19 protein-coding genes and 2 pseudogenes are annotated in these 17,659 nt (G+C 58.6%); 11 read left to right on the top strand and 10 right to left on the bottom strand.

Annotated elements, in window-relative coordinates:
- Positions 1-159 precede the first annotated feature (159 nt).
- The gene (gene fadD1 / locus HZ99_RS09925) at positions 160-1,851 is read left to right on the top strand and encodes a long-chain-fatty-acid--CoA ligase FadD1 (RefSeq protein ID WP_038442756.1); all 1,692 of its coding nucleotides are present in this window, start codon (positions 160-162) and stop codon (positions 1,849-1,851) included.
- Between the two features lie 165 nt (positions 1,852-2,016).
- On the opposite strand, the gene HZ99_RS09920 is transcribed toward fadD1, so the two are convergent.
- On the bottom strand, positions 2,017-2,394 hold the full coding sequence (locus HZ99_RS09920) for a hypothetical protein (RefSeq protein WP_038442754.1): 378 nt from the start codon (positions 2,392-2,394) through the stop codon (positions 2,017-2,019).
- Positions 2,395-2,593: 199 nt separating this feature from the next.
- Between HZ99_RS09920 and HZ99_RS09915 the strand changes: the two genes are divergently transcribed.
- From HZ99_RS09915 to def, 3 genes are all read left to right on the top strand, one after another.
- Positions 2,594-2,785, top strand: a complete 192-nt coding sequence (locus tag HZ99_RS09915; RefSeq protein WP_038442753.1) for a CsbD family protein — start codon at positions 2,594-2,596, stop codon at positions 2,783-2,785.
- A 176-nt stretch (positions 2,786-2,961) separates the two neighbouring features.
- On the top strand, positions 2,962-3,915 hold the full coding sequence (locus HZ99_RS09910; RefSeq protein WP_038442751.1) for a YihY/virulence factor BrkB family protein: 954 nt from the start codon (positions 2,962-2,964) through the stop codon (positions 3,913-3,915).
- A gap of 3 nt (positions 3,916-3,918) precedes the next feature.
- Complete coding sequence (def, locus tag HZ99_RS09905; protein ID WP_038442750.1) at positions 3,919-4,458, top strand: peptide deformylase; 540 nt, start codon at positions 3,919-3,921, stop codon at positions 4,456-4,458.
- Here def and HZ99_RS09900 read toward each other — a convergent pair.
- Positions 4,455-4,871 (bottom strand): GNAT family N-acetyltransferase, encoded by a 417-nt coding sequence (locus HZ99_RS09900; protein ID WP_038442748.1) that lies wholly within the window; start codon positions 4,869-4,871, stop codon positions 4,455-4,457. The two genes, def and HZ99_RS09900, sit on opposite strands and share 4 nt — an antisense overlap.
- An 813-nt stretch (positions 4,872-5,684) precedes the next feature.
- Between HZ99_RS09900 and HZ99_RS29560 the strand changes: the two are divergent.
- Positions 5,685-6,461 (top strand): annotated as a pseudogene (locus HZ99_RS29560) (PAS domain-containing protein); the annotation flags it as partial.
- Complete coding sequence (locus HZ99_RS29555; protein ID WP_404942453.1) at positions 6,435-7,004, top strand: methyl-accepting chemotaxis protein; 570 nt, start codon at positions 6,435-6,437, stop codon at positions 7,002-7,004. The pseudogene HZ99_RS29560 and the gene HZ99_RS29555, both read left to right, overlap by 27 nt.
- 73 nt (positions 7,005-7,077) lie before the next feature.
- Here HZ99_RS29555 and HZ99_RS09890 read toward each other — a convergent pair whose 3' ends face one another.
- From HZ99_RS09890 to HZ99_RS09875, 4 genes are all read right to left on the bottom strand, one after another.
- The gene (locus HZ99_RS09890; RefSeq protein WP_038442745.1) at positions 7,078-7,578 is read right to left on the bottom strand and encodes a hypothetical protein; all 501 of its coding nucleotides are present in this window, start codon (positions 7,576-7,578) and stop codon (positions 7,078-7,080) included.
- Between the two features lie 150 nt (positions 7,579-7,728).
- The gene (locus HZ99_RS09885) at positions 7,729-8,466 is read right to left on the bottom strand and encodes an NAD-dependent epimerase/dehydratase family protein (RefSeq protein ID WP_038442743.1); all 738 of its coding nucleotides are present in this window, start codon (positions 8,464-8,466) and stop codon (positions 7,729-7,731) included.
- A gap of 10 nt (positions 8,467-8,476) precedes the next feature.
- Entirely contained in the window at positions 8,477-9,109 is a 633-nt protein-coding gene (locus HZ99_RS09880) for a glutathione S-transferase family protein (protein ID WP_038442742.1), read from the bottom strand.
- Between the two features lie 177 nt (positions 9,110-9,286).
- Positions 9,287-10,318: a LacI family DNA-binding transcriptional regulator gene (locus HZ99_RS09875; protein ID WP_162473198.1), complete on the bottom strand. Its 1,032-nt coding sequence runs from the start codon at positions 10,316-10,318 to the stop codon at positions 9,287-9,289.
- A 213-nt stretch (positions 10,319-10,531) separates the two neighbouring features.
- Between HZ99_RS09875 and HZ99_RS09870 the strand changes: the two genes are divergently transcribed.
- Both HZ99_RS09870 and HZ99_RS09865 read left to right on the top strand, forming a co-directional pair.
- Entirely contained in the window at positions 10,532-11,065 is a 534-nt protein-coding gene (locus tag HZ99_RS09870) for a gluconokinase (RefSeq protein WP_038442739.1), read from the top strand.
- 84 nt (positions 11,066-11,149) lie between these two features.
- Entirely contained in the window at positions 11,150-12,502 is a 1,353-nt protein-coding gene (locus HZ99_RS09865; protein ID WP_038442737.1) for a GntP family permease, read from the top strand.
- 80 nt (positions 12,503-12,582) lie between these two features.
- Here HZ99_RS09865 and alaC read toward each other — a convergent pair whose 3' ends face one another.
- A complete protein-coding gene (alaC, locus tag HZ99_RS09860) occupies positions 12,583-13,794 on the bottom strand; it encodes an alanine transaminase (protein ID WP_038442736.1) in 1,212 nt (403 codons plus the stop codon).
- A gap of 195 nt (positions 13,795-13,989) precedes the next feature.
- Between alaC and HZ99_RS09855 the strand changes: the two genes are divergently transcribed.
- Complete coding sequence (locus tag HZ99_RS09855; RefSeq protein WP_038442735.1) at positions 13,990-14,469, top strand: GyrI-like domain-containing protein; 480 nt, start codon at positions 13,990-13,992, stop codon at positions 14,467-14,469.
- A 41-nt stretch (positions 14,470-14,510) separates the two neighbouring features.
- Here the strand turns inward: HZ99_RS09855 and HZ99_RS09850 are convergent, their stop codons facing one another.
- The 3 genes and pseudogenes from HZ99_RS09850 to HZ99_RS09840 all read right to left on the bottom strand — a co-directional run bounded on the left by HZ99_RS09850 (position 14,511) and on the right by HZ99_RS09840 (position 16,681).
- Entirely contained in the window at positions 14,511-15,695 is a 1,185-nt protein-coding gene (locus HZ99_RS09850; protein ID WP_038442733.1) for a hypothetical protein, read from the bottom strand.
- A 156-nt stretch (positions 15,696-15,851) separates the two neighbouring features.
- A pseudogene (locus tag HZ99_RS27725) lies at positions 15,852-16,175 on the bottom strand (hypothetical protein).
- Positions 16,176-16,195: 20 nt separating this feature from the next.
- Positions 16,196-16,681: a GNAT family N-acetyltransferase gene (locus HZ99_RS09840; RefSeq protein ID WP_038442732.1), complete on the bottom strand. Its 486-nt coding sequence runs from the start codon at positions 16,679-16,681 to the stop codon at positions 16,196-16,198.
- Between the two features lie 151 nt (positions 16,682-16,832).
- On the opposite strand from HZ99_RS09840, the gene HZ99_RS09835 reads away from it, so the two are divergent.
- Both HZ99_RS09835 and HZ99_RS09830 read left to right on the top strand, forming a co-directional pair.
- On the top strand, positions 16,833-17,252 hold the full coding sequence (locus HZ99_RS09835) for a YybH family protein (protein ID WP_038442731.1): 420 nt from the start codon (positions 16,833-16,835) through the stop codon (positions 17,250-17,252).
- Between the two features lie 42 nt (positions 17,253-17,294).
- Positions 17,295-17,639, top strand: coding sequence for a YciI family protein (locus HZ99_RS09830; RefSeq protein WP_038442729.1), 345 nt, complete (start codon positions 17,295-17,297; stop codon positions 17,637-17,639).
- Positions 17,640-17,659 lie beyond the last annotated feature (20 nt).

Genomic DNA, 17,659 nt, shown 5'->3' with positions numbered 1-17,659 from the left:
TTTTGGCTCTAGGCGGCCCTTTGCAAAGCTGCTACTCTCGGCGCGCTTTGTGACCTCTCGGCCTGCTTGAAACAGCCAGAATCACCTAAAAAAACACACACAAATAATAATCGCATCAAATGCGGTGAATGAATTCGCGTCGCTGAGGAGTGGGCTTCCATGATCGAAGACTTTTGGAAGGATAAGTACCCCGCCGGGATTGCTGCAGACATCAATCCAGACGAGTATCAAAATATTCAGGCGGTACTGAAACAGTCCTGCCAGCGCTTCGCCGATAAACCGGCTTTCAGCAACCTGGGCAAGACAATCACCTACGGTGAGCTGTACGAACTGTCCGGTGCCTTTGCCGCATACCTGCAACAGCATACCGACTTGCAGCCCGGTGATCGAATCGCCGTGCAATTGCCCAACCTCCTGCAATACCCGGTCGCGGTGTTCGGTGCGATCCGTGCGGGCCTGGTCGTGGTCAATACCAACCCGCTGTACACCGCGCGGGAGATGGAACACCAGTTCAACGACTCCGGGGCCAAGGCCCTGATCTGCCTGGCCAACATGGCGCACCTGGCCGAAAAAGTCGTGCCCAAGACTGGCGTCAAGCATGTGATCGTCACTGAAGTGGCTGACCTGTTGCCGCCGCTCAAGCGGCTGCTGATCAACAGCGTCATCAAGTACGTGAAGAAAATGGTCCCGGCCTATCACTTGCCCCAGGCGATCAAGTTCAACGACGTCCTGGCCAAGGGGCATGGCCAGCCAGTCATCGATGCCAGTCCTGCCAGCGAAGACGTGGCGGTGCTGCAATACACCGGTGGCACCACCGGCGTGGCCAAGGGCGCGATGCTGACCCATCGCAACCTGGTCGCCAACATGCTGCAGTGCAAGGCGCTGATGGGCTCCAACCTCAATGAAGGTTGCGAAATCCTGGTCACACCGCTGCCGCTTTACCACATCTATGCCTTCACCTTTCACTGCATGGCGATGATGCTGATCGGCAACCACAACATCCTGATCAGCAACCCGCGCGACCTGCCGGCGATGGTCAAGGAGCTGTCGAAGTGGAAGTTCAGCGGCTTTGTCGGCCTGAACACCCTGTTCGTTGCCTTGTGCAACAACGAAGGCTTTCGCAAGCTGGACTTCTCGGCGCTCAAGGTCACCCTGTCGGGCGGCATGGCCCTGCAACTGGCTGCGGCCGAGCGTTGGAAAGCCGTCACCGGTTGCAGCATCTGTGAAGGTTATGGCATGACCGAGACCAGCCCGGTGGCCACGGTCAACCCGATCCAGAATATCCAGATCGGCACCATCGGCATTCCGGTGCCTTCGACCCTGTGCAAGGTCATCTCCGACGAGGGCGTCGAGTTGCCCCTGGGTGAAATCGGCGAGTTGTGCGTCAAGGGCCCGCAAGTGATGAAAGGCTACTGGCAGCGTGAAGACGCCACCGCCGAAGTCCTCGACAGCGAAGGTTGGTTGAAGACCGGTGATATTGCAGTCATCCAGCCAGACGGCTACATGCGCATCGTCGACCGCAAGAAGGACATGATTCTGGTCTCGGGCTTCAACGTCTACCCCAACGAGCTGGAAGACGTGCTGGCAAGCCTGCCAGGCGTGCTGCAATGCGCGGCCATTGGTGTGCCGGACGAAAAGTCGGGCGAGCACATCAAGCTGTTCATTGTGGTCAAGCCAGGTGCGAGCCTGACCAAGGAGCAGGTGATGGAGCACATGCGTGCCAACGTCACTGGCTACAAGGTGCCGAAGGCTGTCGAATTCCGCGAAGCGCTACCGACCACCAACGTGGGCAAGATCCTGCGGCGTGAATTGCGTGATGAAGAGCTGAAGAAGCTTGGCCTGAAGAAGTAAACGAAAAGCCCCGCGAATGCGGGGCTTTTTATTGGCGCTGATCCCATTATTTGAAATGCGATCCAACTGTAGGAGCCGGCTTGCCGGCGATGGCAGTGTGCCTGTGTCAGGGATGCAAATTGACCCACCGTATCGCCGGCAAGCCGGTTCCTACAGGGAAGGGGGCTACAGGGCGAACTGCGCGAAGCCCACACCTGCCCCAGCCGGGCGCACATCTTTCAGGAACGAATCCTTATCCGCGCTCAGCTCCAGGGTAATCTCCGGCTTGCGCTTGCCCGCATTACGTACCACCAACCCTTCAAGCTTTTCACGCAGGAACACCGTCGGCACTTTCAGATGCAGCAGCTGGTCGGTCTCGGCATTGTGCATCAACAAGTGAATCCACTCGTACTGGCCAACCGCAATGCGCGCCACCGGCAGGTCGAACCACCAGATATTGCGCTTGCGGTCCAGGTCGGTGAAGTGGCAGTTGTTGACGCCGAGCACGGCACCGCCCAGTTCCAGGTTTCTGCGGGCGATGGCCTGTGATTTATTGAGTTTCATAACCTTCCTACGGGATCTGTTATTCAGCGATTGAGCCTGAATCTGCCGGGCATTCTCGGGGGTTGGCCGCAAAACATAAAGCCAAACCTGTATTGGGTGATGAAATGCCTTACGCAAATAATTGAAACTCTGCGCAAAGACCCAGGGTCAACCCTTACGTAATGACCAAAACCCTTGATTGTTCTTACGGAGAAATACCATGGGCAGCACAGCGGATAAGGCAAAAGGTTTAGTGAACGAAGCTATCGGCAACATCAAGCAAGGCGTTGGCAAAGCCACTGACAACACCAAGCTGCAGGCTGAAGGCAAGATTCAAGAGAAAAAGGGCGAGGCCCAGCAAGCGGTTGGCAAGGTCAAGGATGCGGTAAAGAATACGGTCGACAAAGCCTGATTCAGACGCCTGCCAACATGCAGTACAACGGTCATCTACGGATGGCCGTTTTTATGTCATGCCCGATGGTAAAAGTTTCGAAATTGTTTCAAGGTCGTCAAATGGGCTACCTTGATGTAGAAAACGGCCCCTGAGTCGCCCACGAACTCAACCTTTTTGCGGCGAAAGGAGACGCTATGATTTTTCCGGTATTAAAAGATCTGCCGCTGCACCGCGTATTGATGCGCACCGTCACAGAGTTCATCGACGACGAGATGCCCACCTACGCCTCGGCACTGGCCTACCAGATGCTGTTTTCACTGTTCCCCTTTCTGCTGTTCCTGATTGCCCTGATCGGCTTCCTGCACCTGCCGGACTTCTTCAGTTGGTTGCGCCTGCAATCGGAACTGGTGTTGCCGCCCCAGGCCCTGGAGCAAGTCAACCCGGTGATCGACCAGTTGCAGCAATCCAAGGGTGGACTGTTATCGGTGGGTATCGTCATCGCACTGTGGACCGCCTCGGCGGGTGTGCGCCTGATGATGAGTGCTATGAACGCCGCCTACGATGTGGTGGAAGGCCGACCGATCTGGAAACGCTTCCCTCTGTCGATTTTCTATACCGTGGGCATTGCCGGCATGTTGCTGGCCGCCGCTGCGCTGATGGTCCTGGGGCCGCAAGTGATGGAGTGGCTGGCCGGGCAGATTGGCATGCAGGAATTCGTGGTCACGCTGTGGACCATCCTGCGCTGGCCCTTGATCGTGATCCTGCTGATGTTTGCTGTGGCCTTGATGTACTACGTGATGCCGGACGTGAAGCAGAAGTTTCGCTTTATCACGCCAGGCTCGGTACTGGCGGTGGTGGTCTGGATCGTTGCTTCACTGGGCTTTGGCTATTACGTCAAGACCTTCGCCGACTACAACGCCATGTATGGCAGCATCGGCGCGATCATCGTTCTGCTGCTGTACTTCTACATTTCCGCCGCCGTATTGTTGCTGGGCGCGGAGATGAATGCGGTGATCGAGCATATGTCTGCCGAAGGCAAGGATCCGGGGGAAAAGGACTTTGGCGAACACCACCCCGATGAAAAACAGCACGTCTCGGGCCTTGGCCGGGACCATTCGCTTCCCAAACCCACCACTGATGAAGCCTGACCGATGATTCGTGAAATCCTGAAAATGGGCGATGAGCGCTTGCTGCGTATCGCGCCACCGGTGCCGCCGGAAATGTTCGACAGCCCCGAGCTGTGGCAACTGATCGACGACATGTTCCAGACCATGGAGCATGTGGGCGGTGTCGGCCTGGCCGCGCCGCAGGTGGGTGTCGACCTGCAACTGGTGATCTTCGGCTTTGAGAGCAGCGAGCGCTACCCGGATGCCCCTGCGGTGCCTCAGACCATCCTGATCAACCCGCTGATTACCCCGCTGAGCCCGGTGTTGGAGGAGGGTTATGAAGGTTGTCTGTCAGTGCCCGGGTTGCGTGGTGCGGTGGACCGCTACCAGCAGATTCGCTACGAGGGGTTTGACCCCAAGGGCGAGCCGATTGTGCGCATTGCCGAAGGCTTCCATGCGCGGGTGGTGCAGCATGAGTGCGACCACCTGATTGGCCGCCTATACCCCTCACGGATCACCGACTTCAGCAAGTTCGGGTTTATCGAAGTGATGTTCCCGGACATGGATCCGGCCGCCGACGACTAACCCTGGCGGCACAAGCCCATGGCAATCATCGGTTTGTTGCGCTTATAGCGCACCAGGCGCTCGGCCAGCGACTGTGGCAACACGGTCTGCTGGCTGAAGCCTTGGGCTGCATAAAACCCTTCCAGGTCCGGATGGCACAACAGCCACACCGTGCCTTCCACAGGGGCGATGGCTTGCGCGACCAGCCGCGCCGCCAGCCCTTGCCCACGTACCGCCGGATCGACAAACAGCCCGGTCAGCCACTGGCCGCCAACCACGGGGCTCAGACACAGCCCGGCGACGATCTCGCTATTGCGCGCCACCCACAATTGGCCGCCCTTGAGGGCTTTCATCGGTGAGTTGTGGCGGCGGTAGAACTTGTTCAGCAGCGGCCACAGGGGCGCAGCCAGGAGATCGATGTGCAACTCGGGCATGGTGGTTTGACAGGTGTGATCAAGGGCCGGGGATTATAAATCGGGCAAAGCGCCTTCTGTTGGACAATAGGTGTTATACCCCTTGTTACTTCCTCTGTTAGTGGAGCATGCAGCATGGCCAAAGGTATGGATTCAAAGAAAGCCGCGAAGAAGAAACCGGCAAAGACCGCCGATGAAAAACGCGCAGACAAAAAAGCCAAGAAGGCCGAGACAGGCTTGTTCGGTCACTGAGTACTTCACGGTAGGAGCGAGCTTGCTCGCGAAGGGCGTTAAGGTTAGCGCGTGTTTTGCAGGTTAAACGCGACACTTTCAGGTTCTTCGTGAGCAAGCTTGCCCCTACACGGCATAATAGATGCGCACTGACATCCCCCGCACGCCCCCTCCAGCACCTGTTCCTCAATACTGGCTGATTACTGGCCTTGCATAGCGCCAAGCCCTGTCTATGCTCACCCATAACCACTTATGTCGCTTGCAATATGAAGCGTTTCGGGTGGTCGATTGCATAGTGGTTGATAAGCACTATACAAACTGTGAATAGATGAGTGCGTATGTCAAAGCGCCGGGAAATAAGGAGTTTCAGGTTAAATGGATTTACGTGTGTCGGTTAAAGCGGGCCCCGGATGGGGCCATCAAGAAAAGGATGCCTTGAAACGAGTGTTGCCTCATGGACTCTCCGATTAGCCATCATTTATCTATCGCCTGACACTTGTCCTGTCTCTGGACAGCTGCGTTTGCCTGTTTTGTGGAAAGTTGTACTGGGTCAAATCCAAGAACTAACCGTCATTCAAAGACAGCGCTGAAGGTGATCCGATCATGTTTAACCTCCACCACAAATCCGACCTGCTGGAAATCGAGCGTTTTTCCTGCGCGCTGACCCAGGCCCAGGCCAAGCTGGCGGCCATCAGTCGTTCCATGGCGATGATCGAATTCGATCGCGACGGCGTGGTACTGGATGCCAACGAAAACTTCTGCAGGACCATGGGTTACAGCGCCGAGGAAGTGCGCGGCAAACACCATCGAATCTTCTGTGAAGAGTCCTACTACCGCAGCGATGCCTACGCCAAGTTGTGGCGCGACCTGGCCCAGGGCGAACCCATCAGTGGCACGTTCATGCGCTTGACCAAAAGTGGTCAGGAGGTGTGGCTGGAGGCCAGCTACATGCCAGTGTTGGGCCCGGACAAGCAGGTGCAGAGCGTGATCAAGGTGGCGTCGGATATTTCCGAACGAATCCACCGTGAACATGAAAACCAGAGCCTGATCGATGCCATTGGCCGCTCCATGGCAGTCATCGAGTTCACGCCCCAGGGGCAGATCCTCAATGCCAATCAGAACTTCCTGAAGACGGTGCAGTATTCCCTCGGTGAAATCGTTGGCCAGCACCACAGCATGTTCTGTCACCGCGCCGAGGTGGAATCGCCGGCTTACAAGGCGTTCTGGGCCTCGCTCAACCGAGGCGAGTTCCACTCCCATCGTTTTGAACGGCGCAACAAGCATGGCCAGACGCTCTTTCTGGAAGCCTCCTACAACCCAATCTTCGATACCAACGGCCGCCTGTACAAAGTGGTGAAGTTCGCCAGTGATATCACCGACCAGGTCACCACCTTGCGTACCGCTGCCGATTCGGCCCACGCCACCTCGGTGCAGAACGACGCCTGCGCCCGCAAGGGGTCGCAAGTGGTGCAACAGACGGTGCAGATCATCGAAGAAATCTCCCGTGACCTGAATGAGGCGGCGCTGAGCATCGATGCGGTCAGCAAGCAGTCGGACATTATCGGCACCATCGTCCAGACCATTCGCGGGATTGCCGATCAAACCAACCTGCTGGCGCTTAACGCGGCCATTGAAGCCGCACGGGCCGGTGAGCACGGGCGTGGCTTTGCAGTGGTGGCGGATGAGGTGCGCAGCCTCGCGGCGCGTACCAGCCAGGCGACGATTGAGATTGTCGATGTGGTGCGCAAGAACCACGACTTGTCCCTGAGCGCGGTATCGAGCATGCAGTCGAGCCTGAGCCGTACCGGGCTGGGGGTGGAGTTGGCCAATGAAGCGGGGCAGGTGATCCTGGAGATCCAGGAAGGCTCGCGGCATGTGGTGGATGCCATCGGCCAGTTCAACTCCACCCTGCAACTGCAATAACCATGTAGGAGCCGGCTTGCCGGCGATAGCGATCTCTAGGCCGTTATCGCCGGCAAGCCGGCTCCTACAAAGGTTAGATCGCGGCCAGAGTGTCTTTGACCGCCTTGATCTGCGGATCGGCAGTCTTTTCGGCGAACTGCTGCGCGGCCTGCATTTTCAGGCGATCAGCCACTTCCAGGGCAATGGCGTTCTGCTGCTCGATAGGCATCGCTTTTACATCCTCCTCGGTCAGGCCCTTTTCCTTGAGGATCTGATCGCGAATACGCTCGGCCGGCGTCTTGCTCATATAGTCATTGAATTCTGTGCGGGCCAGGGTATTGGCCTCGGTTTTTGGCGTGGCGCTGGTCGGCGGTGTTGCTTGCAGTTGCAGGCGGGTCCTGGCGAAGGCGGCATCCACGTTATTGGCCGTGGTGTCGGTGGCCTTTTGCGTGGCTTGCACCTGGGTTGCCGCGGCGGCGTTCTGCACGTTCTGCATCACGCCGCTGTACAGCGCACTGGCGGCAGCGTTGGCCGGGTCCAGGTCGGGGCGTTTGGACTGTTGGATCACGGAAGAGACTTGGGTATTGACCAACATGATCGGGCACCTGTGGTTTTGAACGGTTCACAGGATTCAGCAATTAGCGTGCCGGGAACTAAAGCCCCCGGATTTATTGGCTATGAGGTCATTGTCGAGGCAAAAGCTGGGCTGCCAACGGCCAATGTTTGCCATAGGCGGCCATTGGCTTCAGTAGGTAATGGGAATCTCGAATAGCTGGAACGCATCATCTACCGGTTGATAACCCAGGACCCGTGTGGTCTCGCTTAAATCCAGGCGTTTGAAGCGGTTATTGGAAATACCGTGGGCGATCAGGTGCTTGACCCCCTCGGCTTCCACCGAGCGCTGCAACAGCTGGACGGCATCCCGTGGGCTGAGCCAGGCGCTGAGGTCGCGGGCGTTGTTCAGGTCGTGGGTTTCGGCAAACTCAAAGGCACCAATGCGCAACGCGATGGTGGAGAGTGGGGTTTTGGCGGCGTAATACCCGCACAGCGCTTCGCCGTAGCACTTGCTCACGCCATACAGGTTGGCCGGCAGCACCGGCATGCCCGGGGTTATTTGTCGGTCCACCGGATAGCCTTCGATGGTTTGGGCGCTGCTGGCGAAGACCAGGCGTTTTACGTTGGCGGCCACGGCGGCTTCAAACAGATAAGTGGTGGCGAGGATATTGTTGGGCAGCAGTTCGTCGAAGGTGGCGCTGGCATGGGGGATGCCCGACAGGTGCATGATCACGTCGATGCCGTCGAGCAACGCGGCCAGGGCCGTTTTGTCGTTCAGGTCGGCCTGCACGAAGTGATGGTCGTCGAGGGCAAAATCGGGTTCGACGCGATCGGTGAGGGTAAAGCGGTAGCGATCTTTCGACGCTACGAAAAATGTCTTGCCGATTCTGCCGCACGCGCCGGTGAGCAGTACGTTGAGTCCTTTCATCGAGCAATCCTCAGTTGTGACCGTCAAGGGCAAACGCCTGGAAACCCGGGCGCTGGCTGAGCAGGGTGTAGTAAGTGTCCACCGCTGGGTAGGACGGGCGCACCATGGGCGTCATCCGCCAGCGGTGCACTGACAGGCCGACCAGGATATCGGCGAGGGTGAACGCGTTACCGGCCACATAGGCGCCGGTTTTGATCAACTGCTGTTCCAGCAACCCCATCTTGTCGTTCCAGCCGCGCACGCCGGCGGCAATCCGTTGCGGGTCCTGAAAATCCGGGTTCTGGCGCACCAGGGCATGGAAGGCATAGCCCCAGGATGGGTTGAGCTCGGTGGCCTGCCAGTCCATCCATTGCTCGACCCCGGCCCGTGGCGCGGGGGCGGCGGGCAGCAGGTCGTGGCGTTGGTGCAGGCCCACCAGGTAGCGGCAGATGGTGTTGGACTCCCACAACACGCCGTTGTCGTCGATGATCACCGGCACCTGGGCGTTGGGGTTCAGGGCGAGGAATTCGGGGGACTGGGTCGGGGTGAAACCGATGCCCCAGTCTTCCCGTTCGTAGACGATGCCTAGTTCCTGGCAGGTCCATAGGACTTTTCGTACATTGATTGACGAAGTGCGACCCAAGATCTTCAGCGCGTGTCCCATGGTGCTTCCCTGGCTGGTATGAGTTGGGCAATTTAGCAGCGGCCAGGCGCGCGCAGTAAAAAATTGTAGGAGCCGGCGTGCCGGCGATAACGGTGTACCCGCCGATAGCTGTTTTGCCTCAACGTACGCTATCGGGGGCACGCCCGCTCCCACATCGACCGCATGCGGCAGGCCGGGTTAGGTACTCTCGCGCACCTTCAACTCAAACCCCATATCCACCACCGGCCTGGCGATCCTGTTGCCTGCCATCACCGTCAGCAAATGCTCTGCTGCGCGTCGGCCAATGGCTTCGCGCGGGGTGCTGATGCTGCTCAGGCGCGGCACCATGAAGCTGGACGCGGGCAGGTCGTTGAAGCCCAGCACGGCGATTTGCTCGGGTACCTTGATTCCATGGCGCAAGGCTTCGAGCAGGGCGCCGTGGGCCAGGTCGTCGTTGCCGAAGAAGATCGCGTCCACATCGGGGTGGCTGGCCAGCAGTTGCAGGAACAGCTCTCCACCCAGGCCCACTGAAGAAGGGCGCGGTGTCAGCAGTTCCAGCGCCGGGTCATAGAGCCCGGCCTGTTGCAGAGCGCGACGGAAACCTTCGCCACGCAGCAGGGTGCGCTGGTCCAGTTGTGCGCCGACATAGGCCAGGCGCTTGCGGCCCCGGGAGATCAAGTGCGCGGCAGCGGTTTCGCCGGCATTGATCTGCGAGAACCCGACGCAGTTGACCCCGGCAGCCGGGTCCAGGTCCATCATGTACACACAGGGCACATTGCTCGATTCCACCATGCGCCGGGCGCTTTCAGTACGGTCAAAGCCGGTCAGCAACAAGCCCCGTGGCTGATAGGCCATGTAGTTGCGCAACAGGTTTTCTTCTTCGTCCCTGGAGTAGTGGGTGTTGCCGATCAGCACTTCGAAGCCCTTGGGCCGTAACACCTGGTGAATGGCTTCCAGGGTTTCGATGAACAGCAGGTTGGACAGCGAGGGCACCAGCACTACCACCGATTGGCTGCGCGCCGAGGCCAGGGCGCGGGCGGCCGGGTTGACCACGTAGTTCAGCTCGGCCGCGGCTTTCTGCACTTTTTCCACCAGTTCGGTGGCCACGGTGCTGATGCCGCGCAGGGCCCTGGAGGCGGTAATCGGGCTGACGCCCGCCAGGCGGGCCACTTCGTTAAGGGTAGGGCGACCCGTCGTGCGGGTATTTTTATCGTTCTTGGAGGTCATCAGGCGGCTTGCCAAACAAAAATCGAGGCACTAAGGTAGCGCTGTCTCCAAAGGCCTGCAAATACTTGCGCAAAGGGTTGCCTGATCCTTGCACAAACAGTTGGAGAGGATGCACGCGTCACTCCATAAAAATGACAATTAGGCGCGGGAAAAGCCTGTTTTTGCACTAGCCTTAGGCCGTGCAAAGGTAGCGCTATCTGCGTCCTGAGGTGTTTCATGAGTCAACCTGTTACCGCCCTGGTCATCATGGGTGTTTCCGGCTGTGGCAAGTCCAGTGTCAGCGAGGCCCTGTGCCTGTTGAACGGCGCCACGGCCATTGAAGGCGACAGCTTTCACCCGGCCGCCAATATCGAAAAGATGAGCGCAGGCCATCCCCTCAACGACGACGACCGTGCCGGCTGGCTCGACATCCTCTGCGATGAGCTGCGCCGCGCGCTCAAGGCCGGCGAGCATCCGGTGCTGACCTGTTCGGCGTTGAAGAAAAAATACCGCGATCACCTGCGTGAGGCCGCGCCGGGCCTGGGGTTTGTCTTCCTCGAACTGACCCGCGAAGTGGCCGCCGACCGGGTGTCCCATCGCCCCGGCCATTTCATGCCGGCCAGCCTGATCGACAGCCAGTTCGCCACCCTCGAATCGCCCATCGGCGAGCCGCTGACCCTGGCCCTCAATGCCAGTGAAGACAGCATCCAGGACCTGGCCGCACAGACCCACGCCTGGTGGCTGGCCCACGGCTTTGAACCTTCCCGATGATTTTTTGGCCGAAAGATAGCGCTATCCGACGGCACGAAATTCAACACCCGCTTTAATAACAACAACAAACAGGAGACGACCCCCATGTTTGGCATGTCCCATGAGTCCTACCTGCTGCTCGATGCAGTAGTCACCATCATCGGGTTGATCGTCTTGATCACCCGGTTCAAGGTCCACCCCTTTATTGCCCTGATCATCGCCGCAGGCTTCCTGGGCCTGACCTCGGGCATGCCCGTGGACAAGATCATCAAGGCCTTCCAGGACGGTTTCGGCGGCGTGCTCGGCTTTGTCGGGATAATCCTGGCGCTGGGTACGATGCTCGGCAAGATGATGGCCGAATCCGGCGGTGCCGATCAGATCGCCCAAACCCTGATCCGTGCCTTCGGCAAGGAAAAGGTGCAGTGGGCGATGATGTTCGCGGCCTTCCTGGTGGGCATCCCGCTGTTCTTCGAGATCGGCTTTGTGTTGCTGATCCCGCTGGTGTTTATCGTTGCCCGGCGCACCGGGGTCTCGCTGATCAAGATCGGCATCCCGCTGCTCGCCGGCCTGTCGGCGGTTCATGGCCTGGTGCCGCCGCACCCGGGGCCGTTGCTGGCCATCGGCGTGTTTGGCGCGGATATCGGCAAGACCATTCTCTACGGCCTGATCGTTGCCTTGCCGACCGCCATCATCGCCGGGCCGATCTTCGGTACGTTCATTGCCAAGTACATCCCTGGCAACCCGTCCCAGGAACTGGTGGACCAACTGGCCCGCGAGTCCGACACCAAAAACCTGCCAAGCTTCAGCATCACCCTGATCACCGTGCTGCTGCCGGTGTTCCTGATGTTGCTGAAGACTTTTGCCGACATCGCCTTGGCCGAAGGCCATATCGTGCGCAACTGGATGGACATGATCGGCCACCCGATCAGTGCCTTGCTCCTGGCCTTGCTGCTGTCGCTGTACACCTTTGGCCATCGCCAGGGTATCCATTCCAAACAGATCCTCAAGCTGCTGGATGCCAGCCTTGCGCCTACCGCTGCGATCATCCTGATCATCGGTGCAGGGGGTGGTTTCAAGCAGATGCTGGTGACCAGCGGGGTGGGTGACGTGATCGGCCATATGGCGGTGACGGCGCAGATCAACCCGATCCTGCTGGCGTGGCTGGTGGCGGCGGTGATTCGGATTGCCACCGGCTCGGCGACCGTGGCCACCATTACCGGCGCGGGCATTGTGGTGCCGGTGGTGGGGATGGTGCCTGGAGTCAACCTGGAGTTGCTGGTGCTGGCAACGGGGGCGGGTTCGTTGATTCTGTCGCACGTCAACGATGCAGGTTTCTGGCTGGTGAAGCAGTACTTCAACATGACCGTGGCCGAGACGTTCAAGACGTGGACGGCGATGGAGACCATCCTGTCCATCGTGGCACTGGGCTTTATCATGTTGCTGTCGTTGGTGGTGTAACCCGTCACTGACGGAACGCGGTCCCTGTAGGAGCCGGCAAGCCAGCTCCTACAGTGATTGGGTTCCTACAGTTTGACCGGTCAGGCTTTGTGGACCAGGCCATCCGCCCGGAACATTGTCCTAATCCCGCGTACCGCCTGGCGAATGCGGTCCTGGTTCTCGATCAGCGCAAAGCGCACATGATCATCGCCATACTCGCCAAAGCCGATCCCCGGTGACACACACACCTTGGCTTCCAGCAGCAGTTTCTTGGCAAATTCCAGCGAGCCCATGGCGGCATACGCCTGGGGAATCTTCGCCCAGACATACATCGACGCCTTCGGGTTCTCCACCATCCAGCCCAGTTCATGCAGGCCCTTGACCAGCACATTGCGGCGCTGGCGGTACTGCTCGGCAATGTCCTTCACACATTGCTGGTCGCCTTCCAGCGCGGCAATCGCCGCGACTTGCAGCGGGGTGAAGGTGCCGTAGTCGTGGTAGCTCTTGATCCGCGCCAGGGCGTTGACCAGCTCCGGGTTGCCAACCATAAAGCCAATACGCCAGCCGGCCATGTTGTAGCTCTTGGACAGGGTGAAAAACTCCACGGCAATGTCCTTGGCGCCCGGCACCTGCATGATCGACGGCGCTTTCCAGCCGTCGTAGACGATATCGGCGTAAGCCAGGTCGTGGATCACCAGCACGTCGTACTGCTTGGCCAGGGCGATCACCCGCTCGAAGAAGTCCAGCTCCACGCACTGTGCGGTGGGGTTGGACGGGAAACCGAGGATCATCATTTTGGGCTTGGGGATCGAGCCGCGAATCGCCCGTTCCAGCTCGGCGAAGAAGTCCACGCCGGGAATCAACGGCACCGAGCGCACCTGGGCGCCGGCAATCACGGCACCGTAGATGTGAATCGGATAGCTGGGGTTGGGCACCAGCACCGTGTCGCCTTGATCCAGGGTGGCCAGCATCAAGTGCGCCAAGCCTTCCTTGGAACCGATGGTCACGATGGCCTCGGTTTCCGGGTCGATATCCACCTCATAGCGGTCCTTGTACCAGCGCGAAATCGCCCGGCGCAGGCGTGGGATGCCTTTGGAGGTGGAGTAACCGTGGGTGTCTTCGCGTTGGGCAACGGTCACCAGTTTTTCCACGATATGCGGTGGAGTCGGGCCGTCGGGGTTACCCATGCTCAAGTCGATGATGTCTTCGCCGCGCCGACGCGCAGCCATCTTCAGCTCGGCAGTGATATTGAACACGTAAGGGGGGAGTCGATCTATGCGCGCAAAGCGGCGCGCAGAACCTTGGTCTGCCATTGTGGCCTCGGAATACGTAAGCGCCCGGAACCGTCCGAGCGACGTCGGCCACTGCGGTGGCCTGCGGGGCAGACGATACGGGCGATGACAGCCCGTTGTCCAGATGGCGCAGGAAATTTTTCCGTGTGGAGTGTGAAGTGCGTATCCCCCTATACTCGGTACGGTTTTGGTCACTCACCCATGGAGATTGTGCAGATGAACCAACAGGCAACGCTACCCCTGGAACCCCGTATGGAAGAGGGCAAGGCCATGGTGATCGCCGGGGTCGGCGGTCATTACGGCAAGGCTACGCTGGGGGACATTCCGAAGTTGTGGGAGTTGTTCGACACCTGCATCAAGGACATCGAGAAACGCATTGGCGGCGTGACCTACGGCGTTTGCTACAACGCCACCCAAGAAGAGTTTGATTACATCGCCGGGGTCGAAGTGCCGGCCAAGCGTGATGTGCCGGGCAACTTTGAGTCCATTGAAGTGCCGGCCAATCGTTATGCGGTCTTCGCGCACTATGGGCCGGTGTATGCGCTGTCGCAGACCTATGAGCGGATCATGTTCGAGTGGTTGCCGACTTCGGGCTACAAGGTCGCCGGGCCGGATTTCGAGCGCTACAGCGCCGACTTCGACGTGGATAAGGGGACCGGCTCCGTGGAAATCTGGCTGCCCGTAGTGCCGGCTTGAGGCCACACGGCTGAGCGGCGTTGGCCGCTCAGCCGATACGGCTATTGACTGAGCAGTCGGCCAATAAAAGATGCAGTTGTCGTGCTCAAAATGCCACTGCTTTGCAATGTTTTACTGGGTTCTACCCACTCCACAAAATTGATGCCGGAGGGCAAAGGTCTTCCCTGCGGGTCTCTCCACGCTTCGGCAACGCCTCCAGTACCAAAGGTGGGGTCCAACTGGCCGGCCAGGGTGTGCCTTATCAGTTGGATGAGATTGCCAACACCCAGGCGGGCTAGCACAACAATTTTCCTATCAGGTTGGACTGCCACGCTGGTATAGCTTCCATGTTGGGTGCTGCTCTCAAGCGGTTTTCCTTGATGGAATTGCGAGTTGGGCTGGCCGTTGGCAAGTAGACTGGCGACGAAGTTCACCTGCGGTGGGAGAGTGTAAGTGCCTCCTACGACAACGATTTGGCCATTTTGCCCCTTGGCCAGTGCAGTGACCTGCTTGTCGTTATTGTTTGAAAATTGCAGTTCGACAATACCGTTGTTACCAAAGCTACTGTCCAGTTGGCCGTCGTGCAGAAGCCCGATGATGTGCGCTTTTCTTGCAGCAGATCCAGCAATGACAAAACCGCTGTTGGTGACCAGCATTGTGTTGAGTTGGGTGTTGGGAGCTTTGATCGGTTCAGTATTTCCAAAGTTGGTCAGTTCGCCGCTGCTGCTAAGTTGGTAGATAAAACTGTCTGTGTTGTCGTGGAATACACAGATGATAGCGTTATCAGCTTGCACCGCTAGACCGCCTCTTGGGATTAAAACGGTGTAAAGCGAGTTGTCCAGTACTGTTGTGCCGTTGACTCCAAACGACAAATCCACTTGGCCGTTGTTTGAATTAAATCGAGTAATGAACGCTGTTTGTTCGTTTCCAAGGGCTGCCAATAGCAGAGGCTTTCCGTCAGGCTGGATGATCAAGTTAACGAGGGTGACAAAGTCTGTGGTCGGCGTGTACCAAACTCCGAAATTGGTATCCAGTTCTCCTGTGGGGTTGTGTTTGGTGACGGCGATAAACCTTTTGCTTTCGATGTAAGCCACGCCGGCGGTAATAAATGAACCATCACTGAGTGCGCGAGAAAGTCCTCCGGACTCAGTCGTGATCACGGAGCCGTCTTTAGGGGTTGTGTTCCCGAAGGAAAGATCTGGGCCTCCTGCGGCGTTTACCGTATTGCTGTTCGACGGAATACTCATGGATATTCTCCATAGTGGAAGTTATGAGTTTCCATGCCTGCTCATCGTAAATGATGAGCGAAAACCTTGGCATATCAGTAAAAGCCAATGGGTAAAATCCGCATAGCTGTGAAGGCTTACAGTAGACAATATGCATCCGGCTGGTGTACCGGGCGTTTAATAGAGACTGTTTTTTACCCGCTCCGGCATTTCCCGATCATAGGCCTCGGCATCAAACTGCCCATCATTCAAGCGCTTGTGAAAGGCCCCCGCTGACGGCAGCGCCGAGCGCTCCAGGTGGTTGTCCGGGTTCCAGCAGTCGGCACGGACAAAGGCTTTGGAGCAGTGGAAATACGCTGCTTGCACCTGCACCACAATTACCAGCCGCTAGGCTTTGACCATCGCCTGGTAATCCTCATTGAGAAACGCAATCTCTTTGCGCAGGGCACGCTCGTGAGGCTTGCCGTAGAGGGTCTCGAGCTGGTCCAGGGTGCTTAGCATGGGGATCTCCTTGTCCGTGTTCAAAACAGTAACGCCAACCGCCGCTCATAGCCCACCCGCCCCTTATAGGCCTCGCCCCGGTCTACCCAGCCTTGCTGCAAGTACAAGCCCATCGCCGCCACATTGTCGCTGTCCACTGACAACTCCAAGGCGCGGATCTGCGGCCAGGCCAGGCGGGCGGCGGCGGGCAGGGCTTGCAGGCAGGCCTTGCCGAAGCCCCGGCCCTGCTGGTGACGATCGACTTGCAAGGCATGCAGTGTGGCGCTGTGTGCGTCGGCCCAATGGGGCAGGCAAGGCGGGCGCTTGAGCAACAGGAAGGCCACGGGAATGTCATCGGCCAGCAGGGCGAAGCCCTTGATACCAGGGCTGGGGTTGACCAGCAGGCTGTTCAGTGCGCAGTCGATCTCGCCGCTATAGGGCAGTTGCTCGGGATGGACTTCGAGGGTGCCGAGTCGCTGTTGCTGTGCAGCGGTCAGCGTCTCATAGGGCGCGAGGCGAGTTTCCATCGGGCAGATATCCGAAGTCCTACAGGGAAGTCGCAAATTCTAGCGGTTTTGCCCCTGGCGAAATTATTTTTCGTAGGCTTGTCGATTAGCCGGCTGCCCAGTCGACTAAGGCTGTCTTTCTTTCGTGATTTTCCACCCGAGGAGTATCGCCATGAGCACTGCAATCAACACCCTGATCGAGCAATGGAAACAAGCCGTCGTCGCCAAGGACGTCGAGCAGATTGTCAGCTTTTACGCCGACGATATCGTCGCGTTCGATGCAGTCACTGCCCTGCAGTTCAAAGGCAAGGCGGCCTATCGCGCCCATTGGCAGGCCTGCATGGAGTGTTGCCCGGGGCCCGGTGTTTTTGACTTCCATGAACTGCATATCGTGGCTGCCGACGACAGCGCCTTTGCCCACTGGCTTGCCCACTGCGGCGGCTCCGGGCCGGACGGGGTGCTTAAAACCTGCTGGATGCGTGTCACCGCCGGTTATCAGCGGATCAACGGGCAATGGCGGGTGGTGCATGAGCACTGGTCCGCGCCCTTCGATATGGAAACCGGCACCGGTCTGTTCGACCTGAAACCTTGAGCGCTGCCAACTATAGTCACTAGTCCGAAAACGGAGGACGCCATGAAATACCTGTGCCTGGTCTATAGCGCCGAAGCCTTGCTGCACAGCTTGCCTGACAGTCCCAGGGACGAGGAGTGCCACGCCTACGCCGAAACGGTCCACCGCAGTGGCCGCATGCTCGTGGCCGAGGCCCTGGAACCGGTGAGCAGGGCCACCACGGTGCGCATGCGCAATGGCAAGCTGGCGATCACCGATGGGCCGTTTGCCGAGACCAAGGAGCAGCTTGCCGGCTTCTACCTGATCGAAGCCAAGGACCTGAATGAGGCGCTGCAGGTGGCCGGCGGCATCCCGGCGGCGCGGGTCGGCAGTGTGGAAGTGCGTCCCGTGCGTGAATTGAATCTCTGAACCCAACAATCACAAGACTC

The organism is Pseudomonas fluorescens (assembly GCF_000730425.1).
GTDB classification, from domain to species: Bacteria; Pseudomonadota; Gammaproteobacteria; order Pseudomonadales; family Pseudomonadaceae; genus Aquipseudomonas; species Aquipseudomonas fluorescens_X.
Note: the sequence above shows the minus strand (reverse complement) of the source record. Positions and strands in the feature narration are given on the sequence as shown.

Coding starts and splice junctions, on each gene's coding strand:
- fadD1 (WP_038442756.1), top strand. CDS start 160: ATGATCGAAGACTTTTGGAAGGATAAGTACCCCGCCGGGATTGCTGCA.
- HZ99_RS09920 (WP_038442754.1), bottom strand. CDS start 2,394: ATGAAACTCAATAAATCACAGGCCATCGCCCGCAGAAACCTGGAACTG.
- HZ99_RS09915 (WP_038442753.1), top strand. CDS start 2,594: ATGGGCAGCACAGCGGATAAGGCAAAAGGTTTAGTGAACGAAGCTATC.
- HZ99_RS09910 (WP_038442751.1), top strand. CDS start 2,962: ATGATTTTTCCGGTATTAAAAGATCTGCCGCTGCACCGCGTATTGATG.
- def (WP_038442750.1), top strand. CDS start 3,919: ATGATTCGTGAAATCCTGAAAATGGGCGATGAGCGCTTGCTGCGTATC.
- HZ99_RS09900 (WP_038442748.1), bottom strand. CDS start 4,871: ATGCCCGAGTTGCACATCGATCTCCTGGCTGCGCCCCTGTGGCCGCTG.
- HZ99_RS09890 (WP_038442745.1), bottom strand. CDS start 7,578: ATGTTGGTCAATACCCAAGTCTCTTCCGTGATCCAACAGTCCAAACGC.
- HZ99_RS09885 (WP_038442743.1), bottom strand. CDS start 8,466: ATGAAAGGACTCAACGTACTGCTCACCGGCGCGTGCGGCAGAATCGGC.
- HZ99_RS09880 (WP_038442742.1), bottom strand. CDS start 9,109: ATGGGACACGCGCTGAAGATCTTGGGTCGCACTTCGTCAATCAATGTA.
- HZ99_RS09870 (WP_038442739.1), top strand. CDS start 10,532: ATGAGTCAACCTGTTACCGCCCTGGTCATCATGGGTGTTTCCGGCTGT.
- HZ99_RS09865 (WP_038442737.1), top strand. CDS start 11,150: ATGTTTGGCATGTCCCATGAGTCCTACCTGCTGCTCGATGCAGTAGTC.
- alaC (WP_038442736.1), bottom strand. CDS start 13,794: ATGGCAGACCAAGGTTCTGCGCGCCGCTTTGCGCGCATAGATCGACTC.
- HZ99_RS09855 (WP_038442735.1), top strand. CDS start 13,990: ATGAACCAACAGGCAACGCTACCCCTGGAACCCCGTATGGAAGAGGGC.
- HZ99_RS09850 (WP_038442733.1), bottom strand. CDS start 15,695: ATGAGTATTCCGTCGAACAGCAATACGGTAAACGCCGCAGGAGGCCCA.
- HZ99_RS09840 (WP_038442732.1), bottom strand. CDS start 16,681: ATGGAAACTCGCCTCGCGCCCTATGAGACGCTGACCGCTGCACAGCAA.
- HZ99_RS09835 (WP_038442731.1), top strand. CDS start 16,833: ATGAGCACTGCAATCAACACCCTGATCGAGCAATGGAAACAAGCCGTC.
- HZ99_RS09830 (WP_038442729.1), top strand. CDS start 17,295: ATGAAATACCTGTGCCTGGTCTATAGCGCCGAAGCCTTGCTGCACAGC.